Source organism: Allobosea sp. RCC_152_1 (assembly GCF_041360765.1).
GTDB lineage: Bacteria > Pseudomonadota > Alphaproteobacteria > Rhizobiales > Beijerinckiaceae > Allobosea > Allobosea spartocytisi.
This window is the reverse complement of sequence record NZ_JBFUPU010000013.1, coordinates 125,550-150,446: the sequence shown is the minus strand read 5'-3', so window position 1 is coordinate 150,446 and position 24,897 is coordinate 125,550. Positions and strand designations below refer to the sequence as shown.

25 protein-coding genes are annotated in these 24,897 nt (G+C 67.7%); 11 read left to right on the top strand and 14 right to left on the bottom strand.

The window, feature by feature from the left end:
* Window positions 1–85: 85 nt before the first annotated feature.
* The 6 genes from fabF to AB6806_RS27815 all read right to left on the bottom strand — a co-directional run bounded on the left by fabF (window position 86) and on the right by AB6806_RS27815 (window position 5,644).
* On the bottom strand, window positions 86–1,351 hold the full coding sequence (gene fabF / locus AB6806_RS27840) for a beta-ketoacyl-ACP synthase II (protein WP_142021896.1): 1,266 nt from the start codon (window positions 1,349–1,351) through the stop codon (window positions 86–88).
* 9 nt (window positions 1,352–1,360) lie between these two features.
* Complete coding sequence (locus AB6806_RS27835) at window positions 1,361–1,876, bottom strand: winged helix-turn-helix transcriptional regulator (RefSeq protein ID WP_038358609.1); 516 nt, start codon at window positions 1,874–1,876, stop codon at window positions 1,361–1,363.
* An 87-nt stretch (window positions 1,877–1,963) separates the two neighbouring features.
* Window positions 1,964–3,106 carry an ABC transporter permease gene (locus AB6806_RS27830; RefSeq protein WP_370956217.1) on the bottom strand — a complete coding sequence of 381 codons (1,143 nt, stop codon included), beginning with the start codon at window positions 3,104–3,106 and terminating at the stop codon, window positions 1,964–1,966.
* Complete coding sequence (locus AB6806_RS27825; RefSeq protein WP_142021922.1) at window positions 3,103–3,996, bottom strand: ABC transporter ATP-binding protein; 894 nt, start codon at window positions 3,994–3,996, stop codon at window positions 3,103–3,105. The genes AB6806_RS27830 and AB6806_RS27825 overlap by 4 nt, the downstream gene beginning before the upstream one ends.
* Window positions 3,997–4,025: 29 nt before the next feature.
* Window positions 4,026–4,985, bottom strand: coding sequence for an HlyD family secretion protein (locus AB6806_RS27820; protein WP_142021895.1), 960 nt, complete (start codon window positions 4,983–4,985; stop codon window positions 4,026–4,028).
* Entirely contained in the window at window positions 4,982–5,644 is a 663-nt protein-coding gene (locus AB6806_RS27815; protein WP_142021894.1) for a CerR family C-terminal domain-containing protein, read from the bottom strand. Before AB6806_RS27815 ends, AB6806_RS27820 begins: the two co-directional genes overlap by 4 nt.
* A gap of 165 nt (window positions 5,645–5,809) precedes the next feature.
* On the opposite strand from AB6806_RS27815, the gene AB6806_RS27810 reads away from it, so the two are divergent.
* The 3 genes from AB6806_RS27810 (at window position 5,810) to dksA (ending at window position 8,793) form a co-directional block, all read left to right on the top strand.
* Window positions 5,810–7,183, top strand: coding sequence for an MBOAT family O-acyltransferase (locus tag AB6806_RS27810; RefSeq protein ID WP_113254714.1), 1,374 nt, complete (start codon window positions 5,810–5,812; stop codon window positions 7,181–7,183).
* Between the two features lie 10 nt (window positions 7,184–7,193).
* Window positions 7,194–8,186 (top strand): hypothetical protein, encoded by a 993-nt coding sequence (locus AB6806_RS27805; protein ID WP_191125942.1) that lies wholly within the window; start codon window positions 7,194–7,196, stop codon window positions 8,184–8,186.
* 184 nt (window positions 8,187–8,370) lie between these two features.
* Window positions 8,371–8,793, top strand: coding sequence for an RNA polymerase-binding protein DksA (gene dksA / locus AB6806_RS27800; protein ID WP_038358616.1), 423 nt, complete (start codon window positions 8,371–8,373; stop codon window positions 8,791–8,793).
* Window positions 8,794–8,927: 134 nt separating this feature from the next.
* On the opposite strand, the gene AB6806_RS27795 is transcribed toward dksA, so the two are convergent.
* Window positions 8,928–9,854, bottom strand: coding sequence for a LysR family transcriptional regulator ArgP (locus AB6806_RS27795; protein ID WP_370956216.1), 927 nt, complete (start codon window positions 9,852–9,854; stop codon window positions 8,928–8,930).
* A 68-nt stretch (window positions 9,855–9,922) separates the two neighbouring features.
* Here AB6806_RS27795 and AB6806_RS27790 point away from each other — a divergent pair, with 68 nt between their 5' ends.
* On the top strand, window positions 9,923–10,549 hold the full coding sequence (locus AB6806_RS27790) for a LysE/ArgO family amino acid transporter (protein ID WP_370956215.1): 627 nt from the start codon (window positions 9,923–9,925) through the stop codon (window positions 10,547–10,549).
* A 166-nt stretch (window positions 10,550–10,715) separates the two neighbouring features.
* Here AB6806_RS27790 and AB6806_RS27785 read toward each other — a convergent pair whose 3' ends face one another.
* Window positions 10,716–11,909 (bottom strand): MFS transporter, encoded by a 1,194-nt coding sequence (locus AB6806_RS27785; RefSeq protein WP_370956214.1) that lies wholly within the window; start codon window positions 11,907–11,909, stop codon window positions 10,716–10,718.
* 230 nt (window positions 11,910–12,139) lie between these two features.
* Between AB6806_RS27785 and AB6806_RS27780 the strand changes: the two genes are divergently transcribed.
* Window positions 12,140–12,589, top strand: a complete 450-nt coding sequence (locus tag AB6806_RS27780; protein WP_038358620.1) for a winged helix-turn-helix transcriptional regulator — start codon at window positions 12,140–12,142, stop codon at window positions 12,587–12,589.
* Between the two features lie 176 nt (window positions 12,590–12,765).
* On the opposite strand, the gene flgH is transcribed toward AB6806_RS27780, so the two are convergent.
* Genes flgH through flgF form a run of 4 tightly spaced genes read right to left on the bottom strand, consistent with a single transcriptional unit; the run spans window position 12,766 to window position 16,194 of the window.
* Entirely contained in the window at window positions 12,766–13,518 is a 753-nt protein-coding gene (gene flgH / locus AB6806_RS27775; RefSeq protein WP_051987465.1) for a flagellar basal body L-ring protein FlgH, read from the bottom strand.
* A 20-nt stretch (window positions 13,519–13,538) separates the two neighbouring features.
* Window positions 13,539–14,621 carry a flagellar basal body P-ring formation chaperone FlgA gene (flgA, locus tag AB6806_RS27770; RefSeq protein WP_370956213.1) on the bottom strand — a complete coding sequence of 361 codons (1,083 nt, stop codon included), beginning with the start codon at window positions 14,619–14,621 and terminating at the stop codon, window positions 13,539–13,541.
* 17 nt (window positions 14,622–14,638) lie between these two features.
* The gene (flgG, locus tag AB6806_RS27765; protein WP_038358621.1) at window positions 14,639–15,430 is read right to left on the bottom strand and encodes a flagellar basal-body rod protein FlgG; all 792 of its coding nucleotides are present in this window, start codon (window positions 15,428–15,430) and stop codon (window positions 14,639–14,641) included.
* Between the two features lie 20 nt (window positions 15,431–15,450).
* Window positions 15,451–16,194: a flagellar basal-body rod protein FlgF gene (gene flgF, locus AB6806_RS27760; RefSeq protein ID WP_038358622.1), complete on the bottom strand. Its 744-nt coding sequence runs from the start codon at window positions 16,192–16,194 to the stop codon at window positions 15,451–15,453.
* A 282-nt stretch (window positions 16,195–16,476) separates the two neighbouring features.
* Here flgF and fliL point away from each other — a divergent pair, with 282 nt between their 5' ends.
* From fliL to AB6806_RS27730, 6 genes are all read left to right on the top strand, one after another.
* A complete protein-coding gene (fliL, locus tag AB6806_RS27755) occupies window positions 16,477–16,980 on the top strand; it encodes a flagellar basal body-associated protein FliL (RefSeq protein WP_038358623.1) in 504 nt (167 codons plus the stop codon).
* A gap of 46 nt (window positions 16,981–17,026) precedes the next feature.
* The gene (fliM, locus tag AB6806_RS27750; RefSeq protein WP_051987467.1) at window positions 17,027–18,157 is read left to right on the top strand and encodes a flagellar motor switch protein FliM; all 1,131 of its coding nucleotides are present in this window, start codon (window positions 17,027–17,029) and stop codon (window positions 18,155–18,157) included.
* A gap of 11 nt (window positions 18,158–18,168) precedes the next feature.
* Entirely contained in the window at window positions 18,169–18,630 is a 462-nt protein-coding gene (locus AB6806_RS27745; protein ID WP_142021887.1) for a DUF6468 domain-containing protein, read from the top strand.
* Window positions 18,627–19,451, top strand: coding sequence for a MotE family protein (locus AB6806_RS27740; RefSeq protein ID WP_370956212.1), 825 nt, complete (start codon window positions 18,627–18,629; stop codon window positions 19,449–19,451). Before AB6806_RS27745 ends, AB6806_RS27740 begins: the two co-directional genes overlap by 4 nt.
* A 237-nt stretch (window positions 19,452–19,688) precedes the next feature.
* Entirely contained in the window at window positions 19,689–19,970 is a 282-nt protein-coding gene (locus AB6806_RS27735) for a phosphate starvation-inducible protein PsiF (protein ID WP_370956211.1), read from the top strand.
* Window positions 19,971–20,091: 121 nt separating this feature from the next.
* Window positions 20,092–23,526, top strand: a complete 3,435-nt coding sequence (locus AB6806_RS27730) for a hypothetical protein (protein WP_370956210.1) — start codon at window positions 20,092–20,094, stop codon at window positions 23,524–23,526.
* A 99-nt stretch (window positions 23,527–23,625) separates the two neighbouring features.
* Here the strand turns inward: AB6806_RS27730 and AB6806_RS27725 are convergent, their stop codons facing one another.
* Both AB6806_RS27725 and AB6806_RS27720 read right to left on the bottom strand, forming a co-directional pair.
* On the bottom strand, window positions 23,626–23,970 hold the full coding sequence (locus AB6806_RS27725) for a lipid-A-disaccharide synthase N-terminal domain-containing protein (protein WP_113254706.1): 345 nt from the start codon (window positions 23,968–23,970) through the stop codon (window positions 23,626–23,628).
* A complete protein-coding gene (locus AB6806_RS27720; protein ID WP_038358626.1) occupies window positions 23,970–24,716 on the bottom strand; it encodes a glycosyltransferase family 2 protein in 747 nt (248 codons plus the stop codon). Before AB6806_RS27720 ends, AB6806_RS27725 begins: the two co-directional genes overlap by 1 nt.
* Window positions 24,717–24,897: the final 181 nt, after the last annotated feature.

The window sequence follows — 24,897 nt, the reverse complement described above, 5'->3', positions numbered from 1 at the left end:
CGCCCGCGCACTCGCCATGCTCAGGACCAAGAACGTCGAACGCCCGTGGCGCAAGCACGACAATATTCCGCTCTGAGCGGGCGGCTCATGGCCAGCGCCTGAACACTGCGCTGGCATTCACCCCGCCGAAGCCGAAGCCGTTCGAGATGGCGTGTTCCATCGCGACCGGCCGCGCCTCCTTTGCGACGAGGTCGAGCCCGGCTGCCGCCTCATCCGGGTTTTCCAGGTTGAGCGTCGGCGGCGCGATCTGGTCGCGCAGCGCCAGGATCGTGAAGATCGCCTCCAAACCGCCGGCCGCGCCGAGCAGATGGCCGGTCGCCGATTTCGTCGCGCTGATCGCGATGCCGCCCTCGGTGCCGAACACCGCCTTGATGGCGGCAAGCTCGCCACGGTCGCCGACCGGCGTCGAGGTGGAATGGGCGTTGAGATGGGCGATATCCGCCGGCCGGAGCCCGGCCTGCTTCAGCGCGGTCTCCATCGCCCGCCGCGCACCGGAGCCGTCCTCGGGTCCCGAGGTGATGTGATAGGCGTCGGCGCTGGTGCCGTAGCCGGTCAGTTCAGCCAGGATCGTCGCGCCGCGCGCCTCGGCATGCTCCAGCGCCTCGATCACCAGCAGGCCTGCCCCCTCGCCCATGACGAAGCCGTCGCGGTCCCGGTCGAAGGGCCGCGAAGCCTTTTCGGGCTCGTCATTGAAGCCGGTCGAGAGCGCCCGGGCCGCAGCGAAGCCACCCAGCGCGACGAGATCGACGCAAGCCTCGGTGCCGCCGCAGAGCGCGATATCCGCTTCTTCCGCCCGGATCATGCGCGCCGCATCGCCGATCGCCTGCACGCCGGCGGCACAAGCGGTGACCGGCGCGCCGATGGGCCCCTTGAAGCCATAGTCGATCGAGACATGGCCGGCGGCGAGATTGACCAGGAAGGAGGGCACGATGAAGGGCGAGAGCCGGCGCACGCCGCGCTGGTCGGTCGTCCGCACGGCCTCGACGATCGCCGGAAAGCCGCCGATGCCGGAAGCGATCACCGTCGCCGTACGCTCGCGCTCCAGCTCGGTTTGCGGCTGCCACCCCGCCTGTGTCAGCGCTTCCCTGGCGGCGACCAGCGCGAACTGGATGAAGCGGTCCATCTTGCGCTGGTCCTTGGGCGCGATCACTGTATCGGGATCGAATCCGCCCTCGTCATCCTCCATTTTGGAGGGAACGACGCCCGCGATCTTGGCCGGCAAGGTTTCGGCGATCGCATCCGGCAGGCGGCGCAAACCGGAGCGCCCGGCAAGCAGGCGCCGCCAGACGATCTCGGTTCCACAGCCAAGGGGCGAGACCACACCCATTCCGGTGACGACGATACGGCGCATGGAGAGCTCCTATTCGGGAGAGACCGGCGCAGCTGCATCCCGCGCCGCCACGATGGCGAGGCGTTGCAGCATGCCGGGGCTGGCCTGGGGGCCGGCGATGACGGTGACGTTGTTGGAATTCACGGGCTGCCGGGTCTCGGCATCGGCATAGGCCGGTACAACTTCCCGCCCGCTCTCCCGATCGGCGAGCACTAACGCCTGCCCTTCCGGCGCGAGATGCCGGTTGCCGAAGGCGACCAGCGCCGCGACCACGGGGAAGAAGTCCCTACCCCGCTCGGTCAGCACATACTCGTGACGCTTCGGCCGCTCGCTATAGATCCTGCGCTCGAACAAACCCGCTTCGGTGAGATGCTTCAGGCGCCGCGCCAGCATGTTCGGCGCGATGCCGAGGCTGCGCTGGAACTCGTCGAAGCGGGTGAAGCCCTGCAGCGCATCGCGCAGGATCAGGATGCTCCACCACTCGCCCACCGCTTCGACGGCGCGGGCGCAGGGACATTCGGCAAGCGGGGAAAGCCGGGGCTGCATGGTCCTCGCACTAATGATGTAACTATCATTTTGCAAGCCACTATCGCAGCGGCGTGTCCGCCGCCGTGATGGCGCCGGCAGCTTCCTTCAATCCAGCGTGCTCCGGAACCGCATCAGCGCGAGGCCCGCAAAGACCGGCACGAACAGGCTGAGATAGAACACCTCGTCGCCGATATCGCCGAGGCCCGCGCCCTTCAGCATGATCGCCCGGATGATGCGCAGGAAATGGGTCAGCGGGAAGATTTCGCCCAGCGTCTGCGCCCAGCCCGGCATGCCGGCGAAAGGGAACATGAAGCCCGACAGCATCAGCGAGGGCAGGAAGAAGAAGAAGGTGAGCTGCATCGCCTGGAGCTGCGTGCGCGCCACCGTCGAGATGGTGTAGCCGAGCAGCACCAGGGCCAGCACGAAGATCAGCACGCAAGCGAGCAGCAGCCCGAGCCCGCCGAGGAAGGGCACCGCGAAGAGCAGCCGGGCCGCGCCGAGCACGATCACGACCTGGACGGCGCCGACGGCGAGATAGGGCAGCACCTTGCCGAGCATGATCTCGCCGGGCGTCACCGGCATGGCGAGCAGGTTCTCCATCGTGCCGCGCTCGACCTCGCGGGTCAGCGCCATCGCCGTCATCATCACCATCGTCATCTGCAGGATGACGCCGAGCAGACCGGGCACGATGTTGTATTGCGTGATGTTCTCGGGGTTGTAGCGGCGATGGATGACGAAGGAGAGCCCGTCCCCGGCGGCGGCCGCCGGGTTCGTCTCGGGCTCGAGACCCTGGGTCCGCTGCAGCGCCCGGCTCGCGATCGCTCCCAGCGCCGAAACCGCGCCGCTCGCAGCGGCCGGGTCGGTCGCATCCGCCTCGACCAGGAGCTGCGGCTGGTCGTTCCGCTCGACCCGGACGCCGAAATCGCTGGGAATGGTGACGAGGAAGGAGATCTCGCCCTTCGCCATCAGGCTCTCGGCCTCCGCCGCGCTCTGCGGCCGTTCGCGGAAGCGGTAGTAGTTCGAGACCTCCAGCGCCGAGACGACGGCGCGGGTATAGCGGTCTTGGCCCAGCGCCAGGATCGCCGCCGGCAAGCCGCGCGGGTCATTGTTGATGGCGTAGCCGAAGAGCAGGAGCTGGACGATCGGCACTGCCAGCATCATCGCGAAGGTGATGCGGTCGCGCCGCATCTGCACGAATTCCTTGGCCAGCATCGCGCCGAGCCGGCGCGGGGAGAACAGCGCGATCATGCCGCCCGCTCCCGCGCATCGCTCATGAACTTGATGAAGACGTCTTCCAGGCTGGTTTCGCCGGGCTCGACCTTGATGCCGGCTTCCCGCTTCAGCGGTTCGAGCGCCGCTTCCAGCTTGCCCCGGTCGGTGCCAACGACATGCAGCGTCGCGCCGAAGGCGGCGACCTGCTCGACCCCGTCGGCCGACGACAGAGCCTTCATCTGGGCGGGCTTCACCGCCCCGTGGACGACATAGGTGACGAGGCCGGAGCCGCGCACCACCTCCTCAACGGTTCCGGTCGCCAGCATGCGGCCATAGGCGATGTAGCCGATGCGGTGGCAGCGCTCGGCCTCGTCCATGTAGTGGGTCGAGACCAGCACGGTGAGCCCGTCGCCGGCGAGACGATGGATCTCGTCCCAGAATTCGCGCCGCGCCTTGGGGTCGACGCCGGCCGTCGGCTCGTCGAGCAGCAGCAGTCTGGGCTGGTGCATGATGCAGGCGGCGAGCGCGAGCCGCTGCTTCCAGCCACCGGAGAGCGTGCCGGCGAGTTGGTCCTTGCGCGAGGTCAGTCCGAGCCCGTCCAGCGTCTTCGCCACCGCCTCCTCGGCGGGCTTCAGCTCGTAGAGGCGTGCCACGAAGGTCAGATTCTCGGCGATGGTCAGGTCCTCGTAGAACGAGAATCGCTGGGTCATGTAGCCGACCTGGCGCTTGATCGCCGCGCTCTGCGTGCGAACGTCGAGCCCGAGCACGGTGCCCTCCCCGGCATCGGGCTTGAGCAGCCCGCAGATCATCCGGATCGTCGTCGTCTTGCCCGAGCCGTTGGGGCCGAGGAAGCCGACGATCTCGCCTGTCGCGACCGCCAGATCGACATCGTCCACCACCGTGCGCGGTCCAAAGCGCTTGGTCATGCCGCGCACGTCGATGGCGAGGCTCGTGCTCACCGCTGCCCCCGCAAGGTGACGTCGACGATCTGCCCCGGCTGCAGAGCCGATTGCGATCCGCCATCCGGCCGCGCCTCGACGAGATAGACCAGCTTCTGGCGTGTCTGCTCCGAATAGATCACCGGCGGCGTGAATTCGGGCTCCGGCGAGACATAGGTCACCGACGCCGTCAGCCCAGGCACGCAACCGTCGCAGTGGACCTGCAATGGCATGCCGGGCTTCACGCTGGAGATCCAGCTTTCCGGGACATAGAGCATCAGCTTGGCGGCCCCGTCCGGCAGCAGCAGCACGACCGGCGCACTCGGCCCCGCGAGCTCCCCGACGCGCCGCAGCACATCGCTGACGCGGCCGGCCGAGGGCGCCACGAGGCGGCGCTGCTCCAGCCGCCAGCGTGCCTGTGCCAGCGTGGCCTTCGCCTGCTCGACCGCGTTCTCGCTCGCCTTGATCTCGTCGGGACGGGCCGGCAACTTCGCGACGGCGAGATTTGCGGCGTTCTGGCGCACGCTCGCGGCGGCGACATCGCGCGCCGTTTCCGCCTGGTCGAAATCGGCCTGGGTCGAGACGCCGCGCCGCAACAGATCCTGTCGGCGGTCCAGCGCCCGCTCGGCCTCGCGCTGCTGCGCCTGGGCGGAGGCAAGGTTGGCCTCGATCACCGCGATCTCTTCCGGCCGCTTGCCGCTGCGCAGGTTGTCGAGCTGCGCCTGGGCCTGCACCAGCCGCGCTTCGCTCTCCCGGAGGCTGTGCTCCGCATCGGTCGTTTCCAGAGCGGCGACGAGCTTGCCGGCCTCGACGCGATCGCCCCGGCGCACGTCGATCCGCTCGATCCGGGCCGTGTCGATAGGGCCCATCCGCACATATTCGCCTTCGACATAGCCGGCGATGCGCACCGTATCCGGCGCGCAGGCGCCGAAGGTGGAGGCGATGAAGGCGACCGAGCACAGAAATCCGAGGATCATGGGCGTTCTCCCCGTGCTGCGAGAATCGTGGCGGTGATGGCCGAGCGGATGCTGCCCGCGATCGCCCTCTCCTCCGCCTCGCCGATGCCGCTCCAGCCCATGCGCCGCGTCACCGCAGGGCGCGCCAGGCGGAAATACAGGAGCTGCCCGATCATCGCGAAGACGCCGATGCGGGTGCGTTCGGCCTCCGCCTCGATGCCGGTCGCGGCGGCCCAGAGGCGGCAGAGACGGCCATGAACCGGCCCGACCAGCCCCTCATAGAGGATGTCGAAGGCCGGGCTCGGCTCCATCATCTCGCGCACCACGAAGCGGGCGATCGCCTCGCTTTCCGGGTTGCGCACGATGAAGGTCGTCGCCCGGCCGACGAGGGCGAGAATCGCCTCCAGAGCCGCGTCAGGCCCGAGATCGACCGGTACGGGCGGCGGCGCGGCGTCTCCGAGCAGCCTTTGCCGGATGGTCTCGACGACGGATTGCGCGCAGGCCTCGCGCAGCCCGCCCTTGCCGCCGAAATGATAGGCGATGCCCGCGCTGTTGACGCCCGCAGCCTGGGCGATCTGCCGGATCGAGCTCGCCTCGAAGCCGTGCCGCCCGAACAGATCCAGTCCAGCCCTGATCAGAGCCGTGCGGGTGCCTTGATCGTCGAGAGAGAGCGCTGGCATGGCCGAAGCGTACCATAACCACCAAATTCAATCAATCGATTGATTGATTGAATTTGGTGAGCACTCCCTTGCACCGCGTGGTCGGAACAAGCGCGTCGATGCATCACATGACTCGCCGGAAAGATTGGTCTAAGGCGGAAACCATCCTTTCAATCCGCCTGCCAGATGCTCTTCAATTCGTTCGTCTTCCTGCTTGCCTTCCTGCCGCTGGCGCTCGCTCTGCATTGGCTGGCGGAGCGCTTCGCGCCGCGTCTGCGCCTGCCGGTGCTGGTGCTGCTCTCCTTCGCCTTCTACGGCTACTGGGACTGGCGCTTCCTGCCGCTGCTGGTCCTGTCCATCGGCGTGAACTGGCTGATCGCGGAAAGCTTTCAGAAGACCAAGGCCAGCGGGCTGATCACGCTCGCAATCCTGCTCAACCTCGCCGTTCTGGCGGTGTTCAAGTACTTCAACTTCTTCGCCGATCTCGCTGGAATGATTCCCGGATTGCCGGCGCCGAAATTCGACATCGCGCTGCCGCTCGGCATCTCCTTCTTCACCTTCCACCACATCATGTACCTGACAGATCTGCGGCGCGGCGAGGCGCCGCGCTACGATCTCGTCCGCTACGCGCTCTACATCGCCTTCTTTCCGCAGGTGCTTGCCGGTCCGCTGGTGCGCTGGCGCGAGATCATGCACCAGCTCGACGAGCGCCCCTATCAGCGGCCCGACGCCGCCGAGCGCATCGGGCGCGGGCTGATGCTCCTGACCCTCGGCCTCGCCAAGAAGGTGCTGATCGGCGACCCGCTCTCGGAATACGCCAACCCGGTCTTCGCGGCCGCCGCGGCCGGCAAGGTCGTCAGCGTGATGGAAGCCTGGCAGGGGACTCTCGCCTTCACCTTCCAGATCTATTTCGACTTCTCCGGCTATACCGACATGGCGCTGGGCCTCGCCCTGCTCTTCGGCGTCGTGCTGCCGCAGAATTTCGAGGTGCCCTATCGCTCGGTCTCGATCCAGGATTTCTGGCGGCGCTGGCACATGACGCTCTCGCGCTTCCTGCGCGATTATCTCTACATCCCGCTCGGCGGCTCACGCTCCGGCCTGCCGACGCAGCTCTGGGCGCTCTTCGCCACCATGGCGCTCGGCGGCCTCTGGCATGGGGCCGGCCTGCACTTCGTCGCCTGGGGCGTCGCGCATGGACTGGCGCTGATCGTCGCCCTGTTCTGGCGTCGCGCCGGGCTGCCGATGCCCGCCCCGCTCGGCTGGCTCCTGACCTTCCTCTTCGTAGTGCTGTGCTGGGTCCTGTTCCGCGCCACGAGCTTCGACGCGGCGGTGACCATCTACAAGGGGCTGTTCGGCCTCGCCCCCATCGGAACCGGCCTCAAATGGCGCGCGCTGCTGCCGGCCGCAGCCTTCGCCATCATCGGCCCGACAGCCTGGAGCCTCGTCCACAAGCTGCCGCCGGCGCGCTGGATCGCCGTGCTGAGCGGCCTCCTGTTCGTCATCATCCTGCTCAAGATCGGCGAAGACGCCAATTATGAGTTCATCTACTTCCAGTTCTGAAACCCCGGGCATGGCCGGGCGGACGCAATGGGAGCGCTTCACCGCGACGCTGCTCGCTGCCGCGACGCTGTTCGCCGCCGTCTTCCTCGTTACGGCCTTCCTGCTCGACCCCTATGATACCGGCCGCTCACCGCTGAAGCTCAAGGAGGGCGTGCGCCCGCAGGGACCGCGCACCGCTCTGGCGAGCCGCGGCCGCGACCCGCAATTCACCGGCGCGATCTTCGGCAACTCGCATGTCCAGCTCCTCTCGCCGGAGCATCTAAAGGCGAAGACCGACATCCCCTTCGTCTCACTGGTGGCCCCCGCGACGCGCCCGAAGGAGATCATATTCACCATCGACTGGTTCCTGCGCCATCACCAGGCGACGCCCCCGCAGGCGATCGTCGTCGGCGTCGACGCGTTCTGGTGCACGCCGGACCCGGCTCTGCCGAACGACAAGTCCTTTCCGTTCTGGCTGCTCAGCCGCAGCCTGACAGCATATCTCGCCAAGCTGATGCGCTACGATTTGGTCGAGGAGATCCCGCGGCGGATCGCCTATCTGACTTCGTCCACGGCCGAGCGCGGCCGGCCCGACGGGTACTGGGACTATGAGGCAAGCTACCGTGCCCAGGGCTATGCGACCCGGCCCGATCTGCGCGAGATGCTCGAAACGCCGGTCGAGACCGGCGGCGGCAATGCCAACGGCCCCTTCCCCGCTGCAGCCGCCCTCGAGGCGATGATGAAATCGGCCCCGCCCGAGACAAAGCTCATCCTCGTTCGGCCGCCGGTCTATGTCTCGGCCCTTCCCAAACCGGGCACGCCTGACGGCTCGGCCGAGGCCGCCTGCCTCAAGGCCTTCAGCGATTTCGCGGCCCGCAGGCCCCGCACCACCTTGCTGAACTGGCGCATCGACCGCCCTGAACTGCACGATTCGAATCTCTTCTTCGACCACACACATTACCGTCAGCCGATCGCCCGGCTGATTGAGGACGACATCGTCGCAGCGATCCGGGCGATGGATTGAGGCGGATTCGGCTGAAAAGCCGGCAGAATCCGCCTTTTGACCGACGTCAATCACGAAGCGGTTGAAGCTGTGTCGGAAGCGATTGTTCCGCTTGAAACGGATCGCTATAAGGGCGCGAAATCGGCTCACCCTCCCGCGGCAAAGCCGAAGGGCGCGTGAGCGGACAACGCAAGAGAGCGCGCCCATGTCGAAGCAGATCATCCTCGATGCGGACTACAAGCCGAGCGATGACGAGCCGTTCATGAACGACCGTCAACGCGAGTATTTCCGTGGCAAGCTCCTCGCCTGGAAGGACGAGATCCTGAAGGAGGCGAAGGAGACCCTCGTCGCCCTGCAGAGCGAGAGCGAGAACCACCCCGACATCGCCGACCGGGCCTCCTCCGAGACCGACCGCGCCATCGAACTGCGCGCCCGGGACCGCCAGCGCAAGCTCATCGCCAAGATCGATTCGGCGATCGCCCGCATCGACGACGGCTCCTACGGCTATTGCGAGGAAACCGGCGAGCCGATCTCGCTGAAGCGCCTCGAAGCCCGCCCGATCGCCACGCTCTCGCTGGAAGCCCAAGAGCGCCACGAGCGCAACGAGCGGGTCTTCAGGGACGATTGAGTCGCGGCAGACAGTCTTCCGGCATTCTCTAAAAGGCCCCATGCCCACAGGCATGGGGCCTTTTGCGTCGGTAGCCGGGCATCGGAAACCCGATAGACTCACCCGCCGGAAAACATCGGATATCCGGACAGCGGTCAGTCGTGCCCGGGAAGCTGCTCCGGCGCTTGAACCGGCGCCAACCTTCGGGCCGCGACGGAGCGCACGGCTTCCGTCAATCGGTCGAGCAGGCGCGCCGTCAGTCTCGTGCGCTGCCAGTAGAGTGTGACGGCGATCCGCCGGTAAGGCGGCAATTCGATCAGCCTTCCGGAATCGAGCAGGGGCAACGCGAGGGGCAAAGGCGCCATCGACCAGCCCAGACCCGCCAGCGTCATGTCCAGCATGCCTTGGGTCGACGGCGTCCAATGGATCGCGGATGAAACCTCCGTTCCCCAGGCCGCCCGCGCCCAGCGGGACTGCAACTCGTCCCGCCGGTCGAAGCGCAGCACCGGAGCGCGCCGAAGGCCGGCCGCATCGACGCCCGCATCGAAGAACCGGCCCAGGAAATCGGGGCTGGCGACGGCCACATATTCGATAACGCCCAATGGATAGATCCTGCAGCCGACAACGGGAGTGGGATCGGCCGTGACCGCGGCCAGAACTTCGCCGGCGCGGAGACGCTCGGCCGTATGGGCCTCATCCTCGAGGACGAGGTCGAGCAGAGCGCCGGTCTCCGCTGCGAATTGCGTGGCCACCGCGGGAAACCACGTGCTGACGCTGTCCGCATTCACGGCGACACGCACCGTATGAGGCCCGGTTTCCTGACCGGCCAATCCGGGCAGGTCATGGACGACTTCGCTTTCGAGCAATCGGACCTGCTCCATATGGGCGCAAAGCTTGGCGCCGATCGCAGTGGGCCGGCAGGGCGTACCTCTCGTCAGCAGGATTGCCCCGACCCGCTCCTCCAGCCCTTTGACGCGCTGGGAGATCGCCGAAGGCGTGACACAGAGTGCCGCAGCCGCCTTCTCGAAACTGCCCTCGCGCACCACGGCGGCAAGGGCCGCGAGGGACAGGTAGTCCAGCATTAGCATTCCTAAATCAGATTAAGAAAATTGAGCTATACTACATCGTCGCCTCGACGCATCAAGGCGGCATGACCACCGCTCTTCTGTCCGCCTTCGCCAAAGGCTTCGCTCTATCCGCCGGGCTGATCATCGCGATCGGCGCCCAGAACATGTTCGTCCTTCGTCAGGGCCTCAAGCGCGAGCATGTCTTGCCGATCGTCCTGTTCTGCGCGGCCGCCGACGCGGTGCTGATCGTGGCGGGTGTCAGTGGTCTGGGGAGCATGCTCGCCGTCGTGCCGGGACTATCGCTGGCCCTCGGCCTGGGAGGCGCGGCGTTCCTCAGCTGGTATGGCGCCTCGGCTCTCCGGCGGGCGGCCCATCCGTCGGCACTCACCGTTGACCGGCAGGCCAGCATCAGCCTCGGCGCCGCCATCGCCGGAACCGCCGCCTTCACCTTCCTGAACCCGCATGTCTACATCGACACGGTGATGCTGATGGGTGCGGTCGGCGCGAGTCTTCCGCCGACGGAGCGTCTCCCGTTCATGGCTGGCGCCGTGATGGCCAGCTTTGCCTGGTTCGCGTCGCTGGGCTTTGGCGCCCGCTTCCTCGCCCCGCTCTTCTCGCGGCCTGGCGCATGGCGCGTCCTCGACCTCGCCATCGGCGTCATGATGCTGACGCTGGCAGCCAGTCTCGCCCGCAGCGCGCTCACGAATTGATGCCTGGGCTTCCTGTGGCCGACCTCTTCGGCGACAGGATCAGGTTGGACCATCCGCAAAAAGCCCCGCGTCGGGAGGACGCGGGGATTCTGGCCGCCTGCCTTTGAAGCTCGGGGAGCATGGTGGGCTGTCGGCGGCTCGGGAGGCCGCAGCGCCGTCCGCGCATCTAGCCGGAGATCCGTCTCGTCGCGGCTTCCGGGGTCGACTTCAGCGTGAGGGCCCAGAAGGCCAGTGTCGCGAGACTGATCAGCGCGCCCGCGGCGCACACGCCGGGCCAGCCCGCATGGGCATAGATGACGGTCGATGTCGAGGAACCGGCCGCGCTGCCGATCGAATAGAAGATCATATAAGCCGCCGTCAGGCGGTTCTGCGCATCGGGCCGCACGCGATAGATCATCGCCTGATTGGTGACATGGACGGCCTGAAGGCCGAAATCGATTACCAGCACCCCGACGATCAGCCACAGGATCGAATGCTGAAGCTGGGCTATCAGCAACCATGCCAGCAGCATCAGCGCGAGCGCGATCCCCGTTAGGCGTTGACCGTAGCCGCGATCGGTCCAGCGTCCCGCCCGCGTCGCCCCGAGCGCACCGGCGGCGCCCGCCAGACCGAAAAGACCGATCTCCGTATGGGACAGCGAGAAGGGCGGCGCGCTCAGCGGCAGGACGAGCGGGGCCAGCAAGGTCGTGATGTTGGCGAAGATCAGCATGGCGATGACCCCACGGATGCGCAGGGTGGGCTCCGTGACGATCAGGGTGACGAGCGACGCGATCAGACGCCCATAGGACAAGCCGGCGGGCTTGCGCTCCTGCCGCGGCAGCACTCTCCAGAGCAGCAGCACGATCGCCATCGTGAGAGCCGCAGAGACGAAATAGACCGTTCGCCAGCCGGACAGGTCGGTGAGAGATCCGGCAACGGTTCGCGCCAGCAGGATGCCGAGGACGATCCCGCTCGTGACCACGCCGACGATATGGCCGCGTTCCGACGGGCGCGCCAGGCTCGCGGCATAGGCGACCAGAGCCTGCGTCACGACGGCCAGAAGGCCCACCGCCGCCATCGAGGCGAGCAGCATCGCAGCCGAATGCGAGACGCCGACACAGGCAAGAGCCAGCACGGACAGCAGGGACTGGCCGATGATCAGCTTGCGGCGATCGAGAAGATCCCCCAGCGGAACGAGCAGCAGCAGGCCGAGCCCATAACCCAACTGCGTTGCCCCGACGATCAGCCCGGCGACGCTGCGGGACAGATCGAGATCGTCGGCCATGACATCGAGCAGCGGATGCGCGAAATAGGCGTTGGCAACGGCAAGCCCGCTCGCCACGGCGAACAGCAAAATGGTGCGGCCATTCAGCGAAGGCATCTCGGGCGGCGCCTCCCCTGCGACCCGGTCCGCGGCCTGAACGGTCCCGTCCCCGTTTGAAGGACGAACGCTCTGCTTCGCGGCGCTGGGCAGCGCCGCGTCCTGATCCAAATCCATTGCAGACCTCAGGCATCAGTTTTATGATGAAACCAAATTGGGCATAACGATATGAGTTTCATCATGCAACCAAAAAGACGCAGATCGATCGCCCGCGGGTGGGGAACGGGCTGATGGTCGCTCGCAAGAGCCTGAAGGGGGATTATTGTCCCAGCGCGCGCTCCCTGGACGTGATCGGGGACTGGTGGTCGCTGCTGATCGTTCGCGATGCCTTCGACGGCATGACCCGCTTCAGCGAGTTTCAGAAAAGCCTCGGCATCGCCCGGAACATCCTGACCGATCGGCTGAAGACATTGGTCCAGAGCGGGATTCTCGACGCGGTTCCGCTGGGCGAGGGTGGAACGCGCGTGGAATATCGCCTGACCGCCATGGGCAAGGACCTGTTCCCGGTCATGGTCGCGCTGCGCCAGTTCGGCGAGCGCCATCTCTTCGCGCCGGAGGAAAAGCATTCCCGCCTGGTCGAGCGCGAGACCGGCCAGCGCGTGAGCCTCGACGTGCGCACCGAGGACGGCCGCGCCATCGGGCCGGATCAGGCGGTGATCCTGAAGATCGAGGACGACTGACATGGAAAAGCCCCGCGTCGGGAGGACGCGGGGCTTCTGGCCGCCTGCCTTTGAAGCTTGGGGAGCGTGGCGGGCGGCCGGGGCTGTCGGCGGCTCGGGAGGAACCGCCGGCCGAACCGGAGCGGAGACAAGGGGGAGCGCTCCGCGCCGGCCGGATTTCGGAAGATCGGCGCGGCTCAGAAGGGCAGCAGGATATCCATCACCTGCTGGCCGTAGCGCGGCTGCTGGACGTCGGTGATCTGGCCGCGGCCGCCATAGGCGATGCGGGCCTGGGCGATCTTGGTCGAATCGATGGTGTTGTCCGACTCGATGTCCTCCGGCCGGATGACGCCGGCGACGATCAGCTCGCGCACCTCGAAATTGACGCGGATCTCCTGCTTGCCCTCGATCACCAGGTTGCCGTTCGGCAGGTTCTGGGTGACCACCGCCGCGACATTGGTCGCCAGCGTCTCGGAGCGGTTGATCGAGCCCGCGCCCTGGCTGGACGAGTCCGAATCGAGCTTGAGCAGCGAGTCGGCCTTGGCGCCGTCCGGCAGGAACTTGTCGAGCTTGTTCTCGAAGCCGAAGGTGTTGGCCGCCCCGAAATCCTCGCCGTTCTTGCGCGAGCGCTGGGTCGTGTTGTTGAGCTGGGCCTTGTCGGTGACCTTGACCTTGACGGTGACGAGGTCGCCGACATTGCGGGCGCGCTGATCCTTGAAGAAGGCGCGCGAGCCGGTGCGCCAGAGCGAGTTCGGTGCGAAGGAGGCATGCTCCATCGCCGGCATCGGCATCTGGACGGGCTTGTAGCCCTTCGCCGCGGTCGGGTCCTCGACAGGCGAGAGTGTCGGGGCCTGCCCGACATTGGCGAGCCGGTCGCCGACGCCGCAGGCCCCGAGCGAGGCGGTCAGCAGCAAAAGGCCGGAGAGCTTGAGGATGCGGTTCGGGATCATGACGCTTTCCACGACGATACTCACTGGGCGCTGGCGATGCGGCCGATGGCCGGCTTGACCGAGACGCGGCCGGGGCCGGTGATGGTGCCCTGCAGCGTGCGCTTGGACTGGGGATTGGTGACGGAGACGACATCCCCCATCGCGCCGGAATCGTTCGTCCGGCCGCGCATGGTGATGAGCAGGCCCGGCCCCTCATAGACGATGGTGACGAGTTCGCCCTTGGCGACGATCTCCTCGCGCTGGACGTCGCCAGTGCGCAGCGGCACGCCTGCGAGCAAAGCCCGGCGCGCCACCTTGTCGATGGCGGCGCGGGAATCGCCGATCAGCTCGCTGCCCTGGCCGTCACGTGGGCGCCGCTCGACGATGACATCGTCCCGGCCGAGCGTCTCGCCACGCGCGATCGCACGCTTGGGCACCACCACCTCGACCGTCTCGACGAGCTGGCCCAGGATGCGCAGTGGCTTCAGCCGCATGGCGGCGCTGCCGGGCACGGTGAGCCGCGCCTGGAGGCGCCGGCTGCGGGCATCGAAGGAGAGGTCGGACACGGCGATCTCGCCGGTCAGCTCAGGCTCGATCGCCACGGGCGGCACGCCACCGTCTATCGCGAGCGCGAACATGCGGGCATCGACGCCGAAGCGCTCCTGCAGCCCGGCCTTCACCGCCGCTTCGATCTCGTTGGCGCCGATCCGCCGAGCGGTGCGGGTCACCACCACCTGTGCGAAACCCTGGCTCTCGAGCTCCGCCGCGTCCCGGATCACGCCCGCGGCACGGGCCGCCTCGACGATGCGGCCGACCTGGATCGTGCCGGTCTCGCCGAGCGCCGGCGCCCGGAAGGCGGCCATACCGGCGAGATCGCCGGAAAGCCCCGAGATCAGGTCGCCATAGGTGACGAGGTCTCGAACGAGATTGAGCTCCGGCCGCAGGACGAGCCTGTGCGTGGGAACGACGGCCACGGCCGGCGCCGGAGCAGCTTGCGTCGCAGCCGCCGAAGCGATGGCGACCGGAGCGGTCCCGCTCCGTGCGCGAGGCTGCTGCGCCAGCGCCGTGCCGGCGTCGAAGGCCGCGGCGGCGAGCAGCAATCCTGTGAGGGTGAGGCGGATCATGATGCTGGCCCTCCCGATCAACCGCGGAACATCTGCGTCGTCGCCGACATCATCTGGTCGGCGGCGGTGATGACCTTGGAATTCATCTCGTAGGCGCGCTGGGCCGCGATCAGCGACGAGAGCTCCGTGACCGCCTGAACATTCCCTTCTTCGAGGTAGTTCTGCTGCAGCGTGCCGAAGCCCTCCCCGCCGCCGAAGCCGTCGATCGGCTGGCCGGAGGCGGCCGTCTCGACGAACAAATTGTCGCCGATCGATTCGAGACCGACCTTGTTCACGAAGCGGGTGAGCTGGATCTGGCCGAGCTGCTGCGGCGCGGTCTGGCCCGGAATCGTCGCCTCGACGATGCCCTGGGCGTTGATGTTCACCGAGGCGGCGTTGTTCGGCACGGTGATGCCGGGCTCGACCAGGTAGCCGTCGCGGGTGACGAGCTGGCCCTGCGCATCGAGATCGAAGGAGCCGTCGCGCGAATAGGTCGTCCGCCCGTCCGGCATGCGGATCTTGAAGAAGCCCTCGCCACGCAGCGCCAGATCGTAGGGCTTCTCGGTCGGGCTGATGTTGCCCTGCGTCATGACGCGGCCGGTCGAGACCGTCTTGACGCCCGAGCCGATGAAGGTGCCAGCCGGAACCTGCGTGTTCTGGTCCGAGCTGGCCGAGCCGGCGCGGCGGAAATTCTCGTAGAGCAGATCCTGGAAGTGAATCTGCTGGCGCTTGTAGCCGGTGGTCCGGACGTTGGCGATGTTGTTGGAGATGACCTGGACGTTCATCTCCTGGGCCATCATGCCCGTGGCGGCTGTCTGCATGGCGCGCATGGGAGGGCTTCCTTTCCGGCTCAGGCCTGCTGGTCAGCCAGGCGCGAGATCGCCTTGCTGCGCAGGTCGTCGGAGCGGCTGATCATGTTCGCGACGTTCTGGTAGGCGCGCTGCACCTCCATCAGCCGGGTGAGTTCGGTGACGGCCTTGACGTTCGAGCGCTCGATCGAGCCGGGCTCCAGCCGCGTGCCGGCCGGGACGGCCTGCGGCGGCGTCGGCGAGGAGAACAGGTTCGTCCCCTCGCTCACCAGCGCAGTCGGATTGGCGAAGCGAACCTGCCGGAGCTTGCCGCGCGTGCCCTGGTCGCTCGTCACCGTGCCGTCGGCGGCGATGCGCATGTCGAATTCGGTGTTGCCGAAGGTGATCGGCCCCGCCTCGCCCATCACGGTCTGGCCGGACTGCGTCACGAGCTGGCCCTGGCGGTTGATCGTCAGCGAGCCGGCGCGGGTGTAGCGCTCGCCGCCGGCCGTCTGCACGACCAGGAAGTTGTCGCCTTTCAGCGCGACATCGAGCGGGTTGCCGGTGAACTCGGTCGCGCCCTGCGAAAGGTCGAGCGGCGTGCCCTTGTCGATGACATAGGACAGCGCTTGGTCGGCCGGCTTGAAGGCCTCGGCCTTGGCTTTCGGCATGACGAATTCGCTGAAGCGCGCGCTGCGCGCCTTGAATCCGCTCGTGCCGACATTCGCCATGTTGTTGGCGATGACGTCCAGCTCCCGCGACAGGGCGACCTGGCGCGAAAGGCCGATGAGAGAGGCGTTCTCCACGGCTTAACTCCCGATATGTCCCGCGGCGACCTCGACGCTCCCCAGCGCAGTCGCCACACCGGACACTCGGCAAGCGCCGTGCCAGCATGGTTAACTCAGGCAACATATTGATTTAAAACGGTTTTCTTGGCACCAGATCGATACCGACACCCGGCACAACCGTTCGCAACGGCAAGAATGGCCCGGCAAAATCTGCCGCCCTTAACGGGACGTTAACCGTGATTGGAGATGGTGCGGGAGAGGTCGGCAGGACGCCGGCCGGACGGCCCGGGGCTGAAGCAGATGGCGAAGAAAGCCAAGACCGAAGACGAAGGCGCCTCGGGCCAGGAAGCGGCGAAAGGCGGCAAGAAGAAGCTCGTCATCGTCATTGCCGCCGTCGCCTTGCTGGCCGCCGCCGGCGGCGGAGGCTACTGGTTCCTGTTCAAGCGGCCCTCGGCAGAGCAGGCCGCAGAGGCCGCCGCCAAGGTCAAGAAGCCCGCCACCTTCCTCGAAATGAAGGACATGATGATCGGCATGTCGAATGGCGGCCAGCAGGACCGTCAGCCGATCATGAAGATCAAGGTCGTGCTCGAGATCGGCGACGCCAAGGTCTCCGAGGAGGTCAAGCCGCTGCTGCCGCGCGTCGAGGACGCCTTCCAGATCTTCATGCGCGAATTGCGCCCCTCCGACCTCGATGGCTCGGCCGGCATGTATCGGCTGAAGGAGGAGCTCCTGCGCCGGGTCAACATGACGGTCTACCCCGCCAAGGTGGACGCCGTTCTGTTCAAGGAATTGCTGGTGCAATGAGCGCCTCCAATCGCCCCGACGACCGCAACGAAGTGACGGCATCCCGATGAGCCTCGAACGCGACAATCCGGATAAGCCCCGCGACCAGCCGCTGACGCCCGAGACGATGGCGGCAGAGTGGTCGACGATGCCCGCCACCTTCGAGGAGGATGGCGAGCAGGAAGGCGGCACCGACCGCCTGATGTCGCAGGACGAAATCGACACGATGCTCGGTTTCTCCAGCGCCGAGGACAGCGCCTCGCGCAACGGCATCCAGGCGATCGTCGATTCCGGCTCGGTCGCCTATGAGCGCCTGCCGATGCTCGAGATCATCTTCGAGCGTCTCGTGCGCCTGCTCTCGACCAGCCTGCGCAACTTCTTCACCGACAATGTCGAGGTGACGCTGGAGAGCATCCGCTCGGTGCGCTTCGGCGACTACGTCAACTCGATCTCGCAGCCGGCGCTGCTCTCGGTGTTCAAGGCCGAGGAATGGGATAATTTCGGCCTCGTCACCATCGAGACCGCCCTCACCTATTCGGTGCTGGACACGATGTTCGGCGGCAAGCGCGGCCAGCCCGCCCCGCGCGTCGACGGCCGCCCCTTCACCTCGATCGAGATCCAGCTGATCCGCCGCGTCATCCAGCTCGTGCTCGGCGACGCCGAGGCCGCCTTCAAGCCGCTCTCGCCGGTGACCTTCACCATCGACCGCGTCGAGTCGAACCCCCGCTTCGTCTCGATCTCGCGGCCGGCCAATGCCGCGATCCGCGTCGAGCTGAAGTTCGACATGGAAGGCCGGGGCGGCTCGCTGCACATCCTCCTGCCCTATGCGACCATCGAGCCGATCCGTGAATTGCTGCTCGAAAGCTTCATGGGTGAGAAGCTCGGGCGCGATCCGATCTGGGAAAACCACCTCGCCACCGAGGTCTGGCAGGCCGATGTCGACGTCACTTGCGTGCTGCACGAAACCCGGATGCCGCTGAAGCGCGTGATGCAGCTCGAGATCGGCGACACGCTGATGTTCGACGCCCGCCCGGACTCGGCCGTGTCGCTGCGCTGCGGCGACTTCATGGTGACCGAGGGGCGCGTCGGCCGGGTCGACGGCAAGATCGCCGTGCAGGTCACGAGCCCGCTGCGGCGCTCCAAGACCACGCTCGCCGCCTTCGACAGTCTCGCCAGCCATCTCGGCGCCACCAACTGAGCAGGACAGCCATGACGATCAACCTCATCGCCGATGCGCTCGTCGCCAGCCTGCTCGTCGCCACCATCATCACCTGCTACATCCTGGCCAAGCGCATCGAGCGGCTGAAGGCGGACGAGGCCGGGATGCGCCAGACCGTCGGCGCGCTCGTCACCGCGACCGACAATGCCGAACGCGCCATCGCCGGCCTCAAGAACACGCTCGGCGACTGCGACCGCACGCTGGAGGAGCGCCTGCGCACCGCCGAGCGCTACGCCGCCGACCTCGCCGCGCAGGTCGAGGCCGGCCAGGCCGTCATGGAGCGCATCGGCCAGATCGTCAGCGCCGCCGCCCTCGTCGCGAAGCCGGTAGCCGAAGCGCAGCCGACCGCCCCGGTCGAGCCGACCCCGCTCTCCCGCCTCGAAAGCGCCGCGCAGTCCGCCGCCGCGATCCGCGCCCGCGCCGCCCGTCGCCTCGAGGGCCAGGCTGCGTGATCGAACGCCCCCGCCTCCTGCCGGCAGTCATCCTCGGCGCCATGGGTCTCCTGGCGCTGAAGCTGCTCGCCTGGACGGCGGAGCCCTATCGGGGCACGATCCCGGCAAGCCCCCCGGCCTTCGCCGCCTCCGCCAAGGCGAAGCCCGAACCGGAAGTCCGGGGGCTCGCCAAGGGCGTCGCCCGGGCCCACGCTCCCGATATCTTCGACCCGGAGACGACGGGCTCGGTGCCCGCCCCCGATCCGAAGAAGGACAGGGAGAAGGCGGAAGCCGACGCCAAGGCGGAAGCCGCCCGCGCCGCGAACCCGAACAACAAGGCTGGCATCATGAACGGCACGGCGCAGCCCGTCTCGCCAGCCGAAAAGGCGCTGCTGGAACGCCTCGGCGAGCGCCGCGAGGAGCTCGACGGCCGCATGCGCGAGCTGGAGATGCGCGAGCGCCTGCTCGACACCGCCGAGAAGAAGCTCGACGGCCGCGTCGGCGACCTCAAGACCCTGGAAGAGAAGAACAGCCCGGCTGCCAGGGCCGCCGTCGAGGAATCCAAGGCGATCAAGAACCTCGTCATCATGTACGAGGCGATGAAGCCCAAGGACGCCGCCCGCGTCTTCGATCGGCTGAGCCTCGACGTGCTCGTGCCGGTGGTGCAGCAGATGAACCCGCGCAAGATGTCGGAAGTGCTCGCCGCCATGGCTCCCGAGCGGGCGGAGAAGCTCACCATCGCGCTGGCGACGAGCGGCCGCGGCCCGGCGCTCGACCGCGTCGCGAGCGAGGCCGCCCTACCGGGCAACGAACTCCCGGCGATCGCGCCGGCCTCGCGCTAGGGCATCGGCTCGAAAAAGGGCGTGCGGCTTTCGGGAAAAGCCGATGCCAAGACAACGAGCCAAGGCATCGGATCGAACACGAGACCGACCCAATGCCCTAGCCCCTGTACCCCGCCCCATCACGGTCAAGATTCATTCAGGAGCCGTTCAACCGGAGAGGCGCGAATTTCTGTCATCCGACAGCCGACCCGGCGACTGCCAGGAACCGATTATCCGGGTTATTGACGGACGACCTCCATGAAGCTGGCCCGCTACCTGCTCCCGCTCGCCATGCTCGCCATGACGACGAGCTATGGATTGGCGCAGACCGCCACCCCGGCCCCCTCCGCCCCGGCGAAGCCCGCCGTCACCGCGCCGGCTCCGGCTGCTCCCGCCAAGACGGCCACGACGGGCGCCAAGACCACGGTGAGCGCCGCCGACAAGGCTGCCAAGTCGAAGGAATGCTCGACCCAGGCCGATCAGAAGGGGCTCCACGGCAAGGCGCGCAAGCGCTTCCGCGACGACTGCAAGCGGCATTGATGCCGGCAAGCCGGGGCGCCGCGTTAAGCAGCCATTATGCTTGACGCAGTAACCTGCGCGCAGGTCGGCGCATCCCCCGGGATGCGAGTCCGGCCTGCCGCGTTGGGTCGAGTCTCCGGTTTTGCGTCTGTCGCGTTCCCTCGCTTTCGGTATCGGGCTGACCGCGCTTGTGCTTGCGGCCGGTCTGAATGCGCCTGCTCTTGCCGCCAGCGCCACGCTGCGCGGCGAGGCGATGCCGGCCGGCTTCGGCCGCCTTTCGCTCGCCTTCGACCAGCCGACGCAGACGCGCGTGCGCGTCGCCAACGGGGTGCTGATCGTCGCCTTCGGCGATCCTGTCACGGTCGATGTCGCGAAGGTCGCGCGCGAATTGCCGAACTATGTCTCGATCGCCCGCATCGATCCAGACGGGCGCGGCATGCGCTTCGCGCTGACGCAGCCCTATAAGGCCAATCTGATCGAGGCCGGCGACAAGGCCTTCATCGACCTCCTGCCGCAGAACTGGACCGGCCTGCTACCCGGCCCGCCGCCCGAGGTGATCGCGGAATTGACCCAGCGCCTGCGCCTGGCCGAGGCGAGGGCCAGGGAGGCGAGCCGACAGCCGCCGGCGCCCGCGGCCATGCTGTCGATGCGCAGCGCGAGCCTGCCGACGCTGGAGCGCCTGATCTTCAAGGCGCCTGCCGGCACGGCGATGGCGTCCGACCTCTCCGACGGCAAGCTCAAGCTCACCTTCGACCGGGCGATGAACGCTGACGAGGCCGCCCTTCGCACCGCCCTGCCAGAAGGCATCGCGCTGGCCGCGCTCGACGCCGGCAAGGAGCGGCTCAGCCTGACGCTCGCCTTGCCGCCGGACTGGCAGGCGCGCAGCTTCGACGACGAGACCGGGCTGGTCGTCGACCTGCTCAGGCCAGCCAAGCCTTCGGCGCTCTCGCTTGCGTCCCTGCAAACGCTGCCCGAGCCCGCAGCCACCCCCGTCGCCGCCTCGCCCGTGTCGGCGCAACCGGCCGAGGCCACGGCCGCGGGCGGCTCCGCTCCCGCCTCGGAAGCCAGGCCCACCCCCGGGGCGACACCACCCGCCGCAGTGCCGGCTGCGCCCGAGCCCGCCCCGTCCAAGGTCGCGATCGTCGCGGCCGAGAAGCGCCTCGACTTCCGCTTTCCCCGCCCCACCGGTGCCGCCGCCTTCCTCGACTCCGGCACGATGACGCTGGTTTTCGACACGCGCGACACCATTGACCCCGCCGATTTGACCGGGCGTTTGCCGCAGCAGATCGAGGACAGCACGGTCAGCCGCGAAGGCAAGGCCACGCTCGTCAGGCTGCGCCTCGCCGGCCAGCCGCTCGCCCGCTTCTTCGCAGACGGCAATGGCTGGTCGCTCGACCTCGCTGAGGAGGGCGGCGGGCCTGCCGCGGCGATCGAGCCACGGCGCGGCGTCGACGAGCGCGGCCAGACGATCCTCGCCGTGCCGATGCCCGGCCTGACCGGCGTGCACTGGCTGGAATCCGGACCTGCGGGACTGCCCGTCGCCGTCGCCACCACGCTCGGCCCGACCCGACTGACGCCGAAGCCCTACCGCTTCGTCGAGTTCGGACTTTTGCCCACCGCACAGGGCCTCGCCGTCCAGCCGCGCTCGGACGACGTCGTCACACGTGCCGGCACCAACGAGGTCCGTATCGGCCGTGCCGGAGGGCTCACCGTCTCGCTCGACCTCTCCGGCCAGGACGGGACCCAGGCTGCCGCCCAGTCGGACCAGCCGCCGCCGGCGCCTCCCCTCCTCGACCCCGAGCGCTGGGCCAAACTGCGCCTCGGCTCGCCGCAGGAGCAGGCCCGGGCCCTGATCCAGGATGCGGCGGGCGCATCGCGGAGCCACAAATCGGAAGCAAGGCTGGCGCTCGCCCGCTTCTACCTGGCAAATCACCTCGCCCCCGAGGCCCTTGGCCCGCTCGATGCGCTGATGCGGGACGATCAGCCGATGCGCGCGAATCGCGAAGCGCTCTTCCTCAAGGGCGTCGCGGCGGCGCAGATGCACCGCAACCCGGAAGCGCTCGCCGCCTTCGAGGCGGCGCCGATCAAGGACGATGCGGAAGCCTCCCTCTGGCGCGCCCTGATCGAGCAGCGCCTCAATCGCAATGCCCAGGCCCTTGCCGGGTTCCGTCGCGGCGAAGCGTTTCTCGAGCGCTACCCGGCCGACCTTCAGGGAGAATTCCGCGAGGCGATGACGCGTGCCGCCCTCGCGACGCAGGACATGGGCATGGCCGAGCGGCAGGTCCAGGCCCTCGCCGACATGCCGCGCGACAGCTTCGATCAGGAGAAGCTGGCTCTGCTGCAGGCGATGCTCGACGACGCCAGCGGGCGCGCCGACATCGCGATGAACGGCTACCGACCCCTGTTCGAGGCCACGAGCCGCCCCGTCGCGGCGGAGGCGCAACTGCGCGCGGTGAAGCTCGCCGACACCGACAAGCGCAGCGACCTGAAGGTCGACGAGGCCGTCGCCCGGCTCGAAACCGTCTCGGTGGTCTGGCGTGGCGGCCGCGTCGAGATCGAAGCCCTGGCCGAGCTCAACCGGCTTTACACCGACCAGAAGCGCTGGCGGGACGCTTTCCTGATCGCTCGCCGCGCCAACGAGAATTTCCCCGACGATCCGCTGACCCGGCGGATGCATGACGAGACGGCACAGCGCTTCGCCGAGCTCTTCGCCGATGGCGGCGCCGACAAGCTGCCGCGCATCGACGCGCTCGCCCTCTTCTACGATTTCAAGGAGTTCCTGCCGATCGGCCGGCGCGGCGACGAGATCACCCGCCTGCTCGCCGACAGGTTGGTGGAGCTCGACCTGCTCGACCAGGCGGCCGAGATCCTGAAATACCAGATGGACCGACGCCTGACGGGGGCGGCACGCTCGACGGTCGCCGCGCGTCTCGCCATGATCGACCTGATGAACGGCAAGCCCGCCGATGCGGTGCGCGCCCTCAACGCGACGCGCCTCGTCGAATTGCCGGCCGATGTCAGGCGCGCCCGCCTGCTGCTGGAAAGCAAGGCCCTGTCCGACCTCTCGCGCACCGATCAGGCCTTCGAGATGCTCGAGAGCGAGCGCGGCCCGGAAGTCGACCGGCTACGTGCGGATATCTATTGGACCGGCCGGCGCTGGCGCGAGGCGGGCGAGGCCTATGAGCGCATCCTCGACGAGAGCTGGCGCGGTGACAGCCCGCTCACCGATAGCCAGCGGGCCGACGTGATGCGCGCCGGCATCTCCTATGTGATGGCGAACGAAGCGCTCTCGCTCGACCGGCTGCGCAGCAAATTCGCGCCGAAGATGGCCCAGAGCGCCGATGCCCGCACCTTCGCCTTCATGACCGGGGCGAACCGGAACAAGGCGGCCGACATCCGCGAGCTGGCGCGCGCCGCCGCCAGCGCCGACACGATCTCGGAGTTCCTCAAGGCCTATCGCGAGCGCTACCCGGCCTATTCCGCGGCGATGCGCAAGCCGCAACCGCCGGGCGCGGCCGGGCCAGCTCCGGCCGCCCAGGGCGCGGCGGCCGACGGCGCCCCGCAGTCGAACGGTTGAGAGACCTCCGTTCCGTCATTCCGGATCGGCGCGGTTTCGCCGCTTGTCCGGAATGACGACTTTCGGCTGACGACGTCGGCCTCCGGCACCGAACGAACCTCAGCCCGGCCCGGAATTGGTATCCTCGCCTCGCGCCTTGGCCCGCAGCACGAATTGCAAGTTGCGGAGATAGACGAAGACGCCGAAGCCCTGGCCGACGATGAAGACGGGATCGCGCCGATAAAGCGCGTAGACCAGCAGCAATGCTCCGCCACCGATCGAGAACCACCAGAACGTCATCGGCACGACCGAGCGCTTCGCCTTCTCGCTCGCCAGCCATTGCACGACGAAGCGCATGGTGAAGAGTCCCTGCGCCACCACGCCGAGCAGCACCCACCAGTCGATGTTGTTGACGAAGACGTCGTGGAAATAGTTTCCGACGGCCTGTTGCAGGTCGATCAGCATCAGAGGGTCTCCGCGACGATCTGCGGCACGCGCTTGCGCCGGCGGATCAGCCACCAGACGCCGGCAAGGTCGAGGATGCCGACCCAGAGCCGGTCGAAGAAGCCGTAATTCGAGACGCCGGTGAGCCGCGGCCGGTCGCGCACATCGACATGCACCACCCCGTAGCCCTCCCGCACCATCAGCGCCGGCATGAAGCGATGCAGCGCATCGAAATAGGGCAGCGCCAGATAGGCCTCGCGCCGGAAGCATTTCAGCCCGCAGCCGGTATCGCGCGTGCCGTCCCTGAGCACGCGCACGCGCACGGTGTTGGCGATGCGCGATTGCAGTTTCTTGAAGCCGGTGTCCTTGCGGCCGACGCGCTGCCCTTGCACCAGCCCGGCCGCCAGCCCGGCCTTCTGAAGGGCCTCGACCATCTCCGGCAGGAAAACGGGATCGTTCTGGCCGTCGCCGTCGAGCGTCGCGACGATGGCCGAGCGGGCATGGCGCACGCCGCTGCGCACCGCCGCGCTCTGCCCGCAGGATTGCGCATGGGTGACGACGCGCAGCCAGGGCTTGGCCGCCGCGAGCGCCGCCAGCGCCGCGGCCGTCCCGTCCGTGGAGCCGTCATTGACGTAGACGACCTCGAAAGGGCCGATCGCGGCGCAGGCCTTTTCGATGTCGGCGACGAGCGGCGCGATGTTGCCCTCTTCATTGCGCACGGGCACGACGACGCTGAGCAAGGGCTGAGGGGAAGGGACTTCGGTCAAAACGGCTTCATCCGGGACATGGCTGGCACTGCTCTAGAGCAAGATGCGGCTGTGTGTGAACCACTTTTGCGTTCTGGACGGCACTGTGGACATTCCACCCCTCACCCTGAGGAGCGATGACAGGGAGCATCCTGGAGGATGTTTCGGGACGCTCGGGAGCCATCCGAAGCATCCTTCAAGA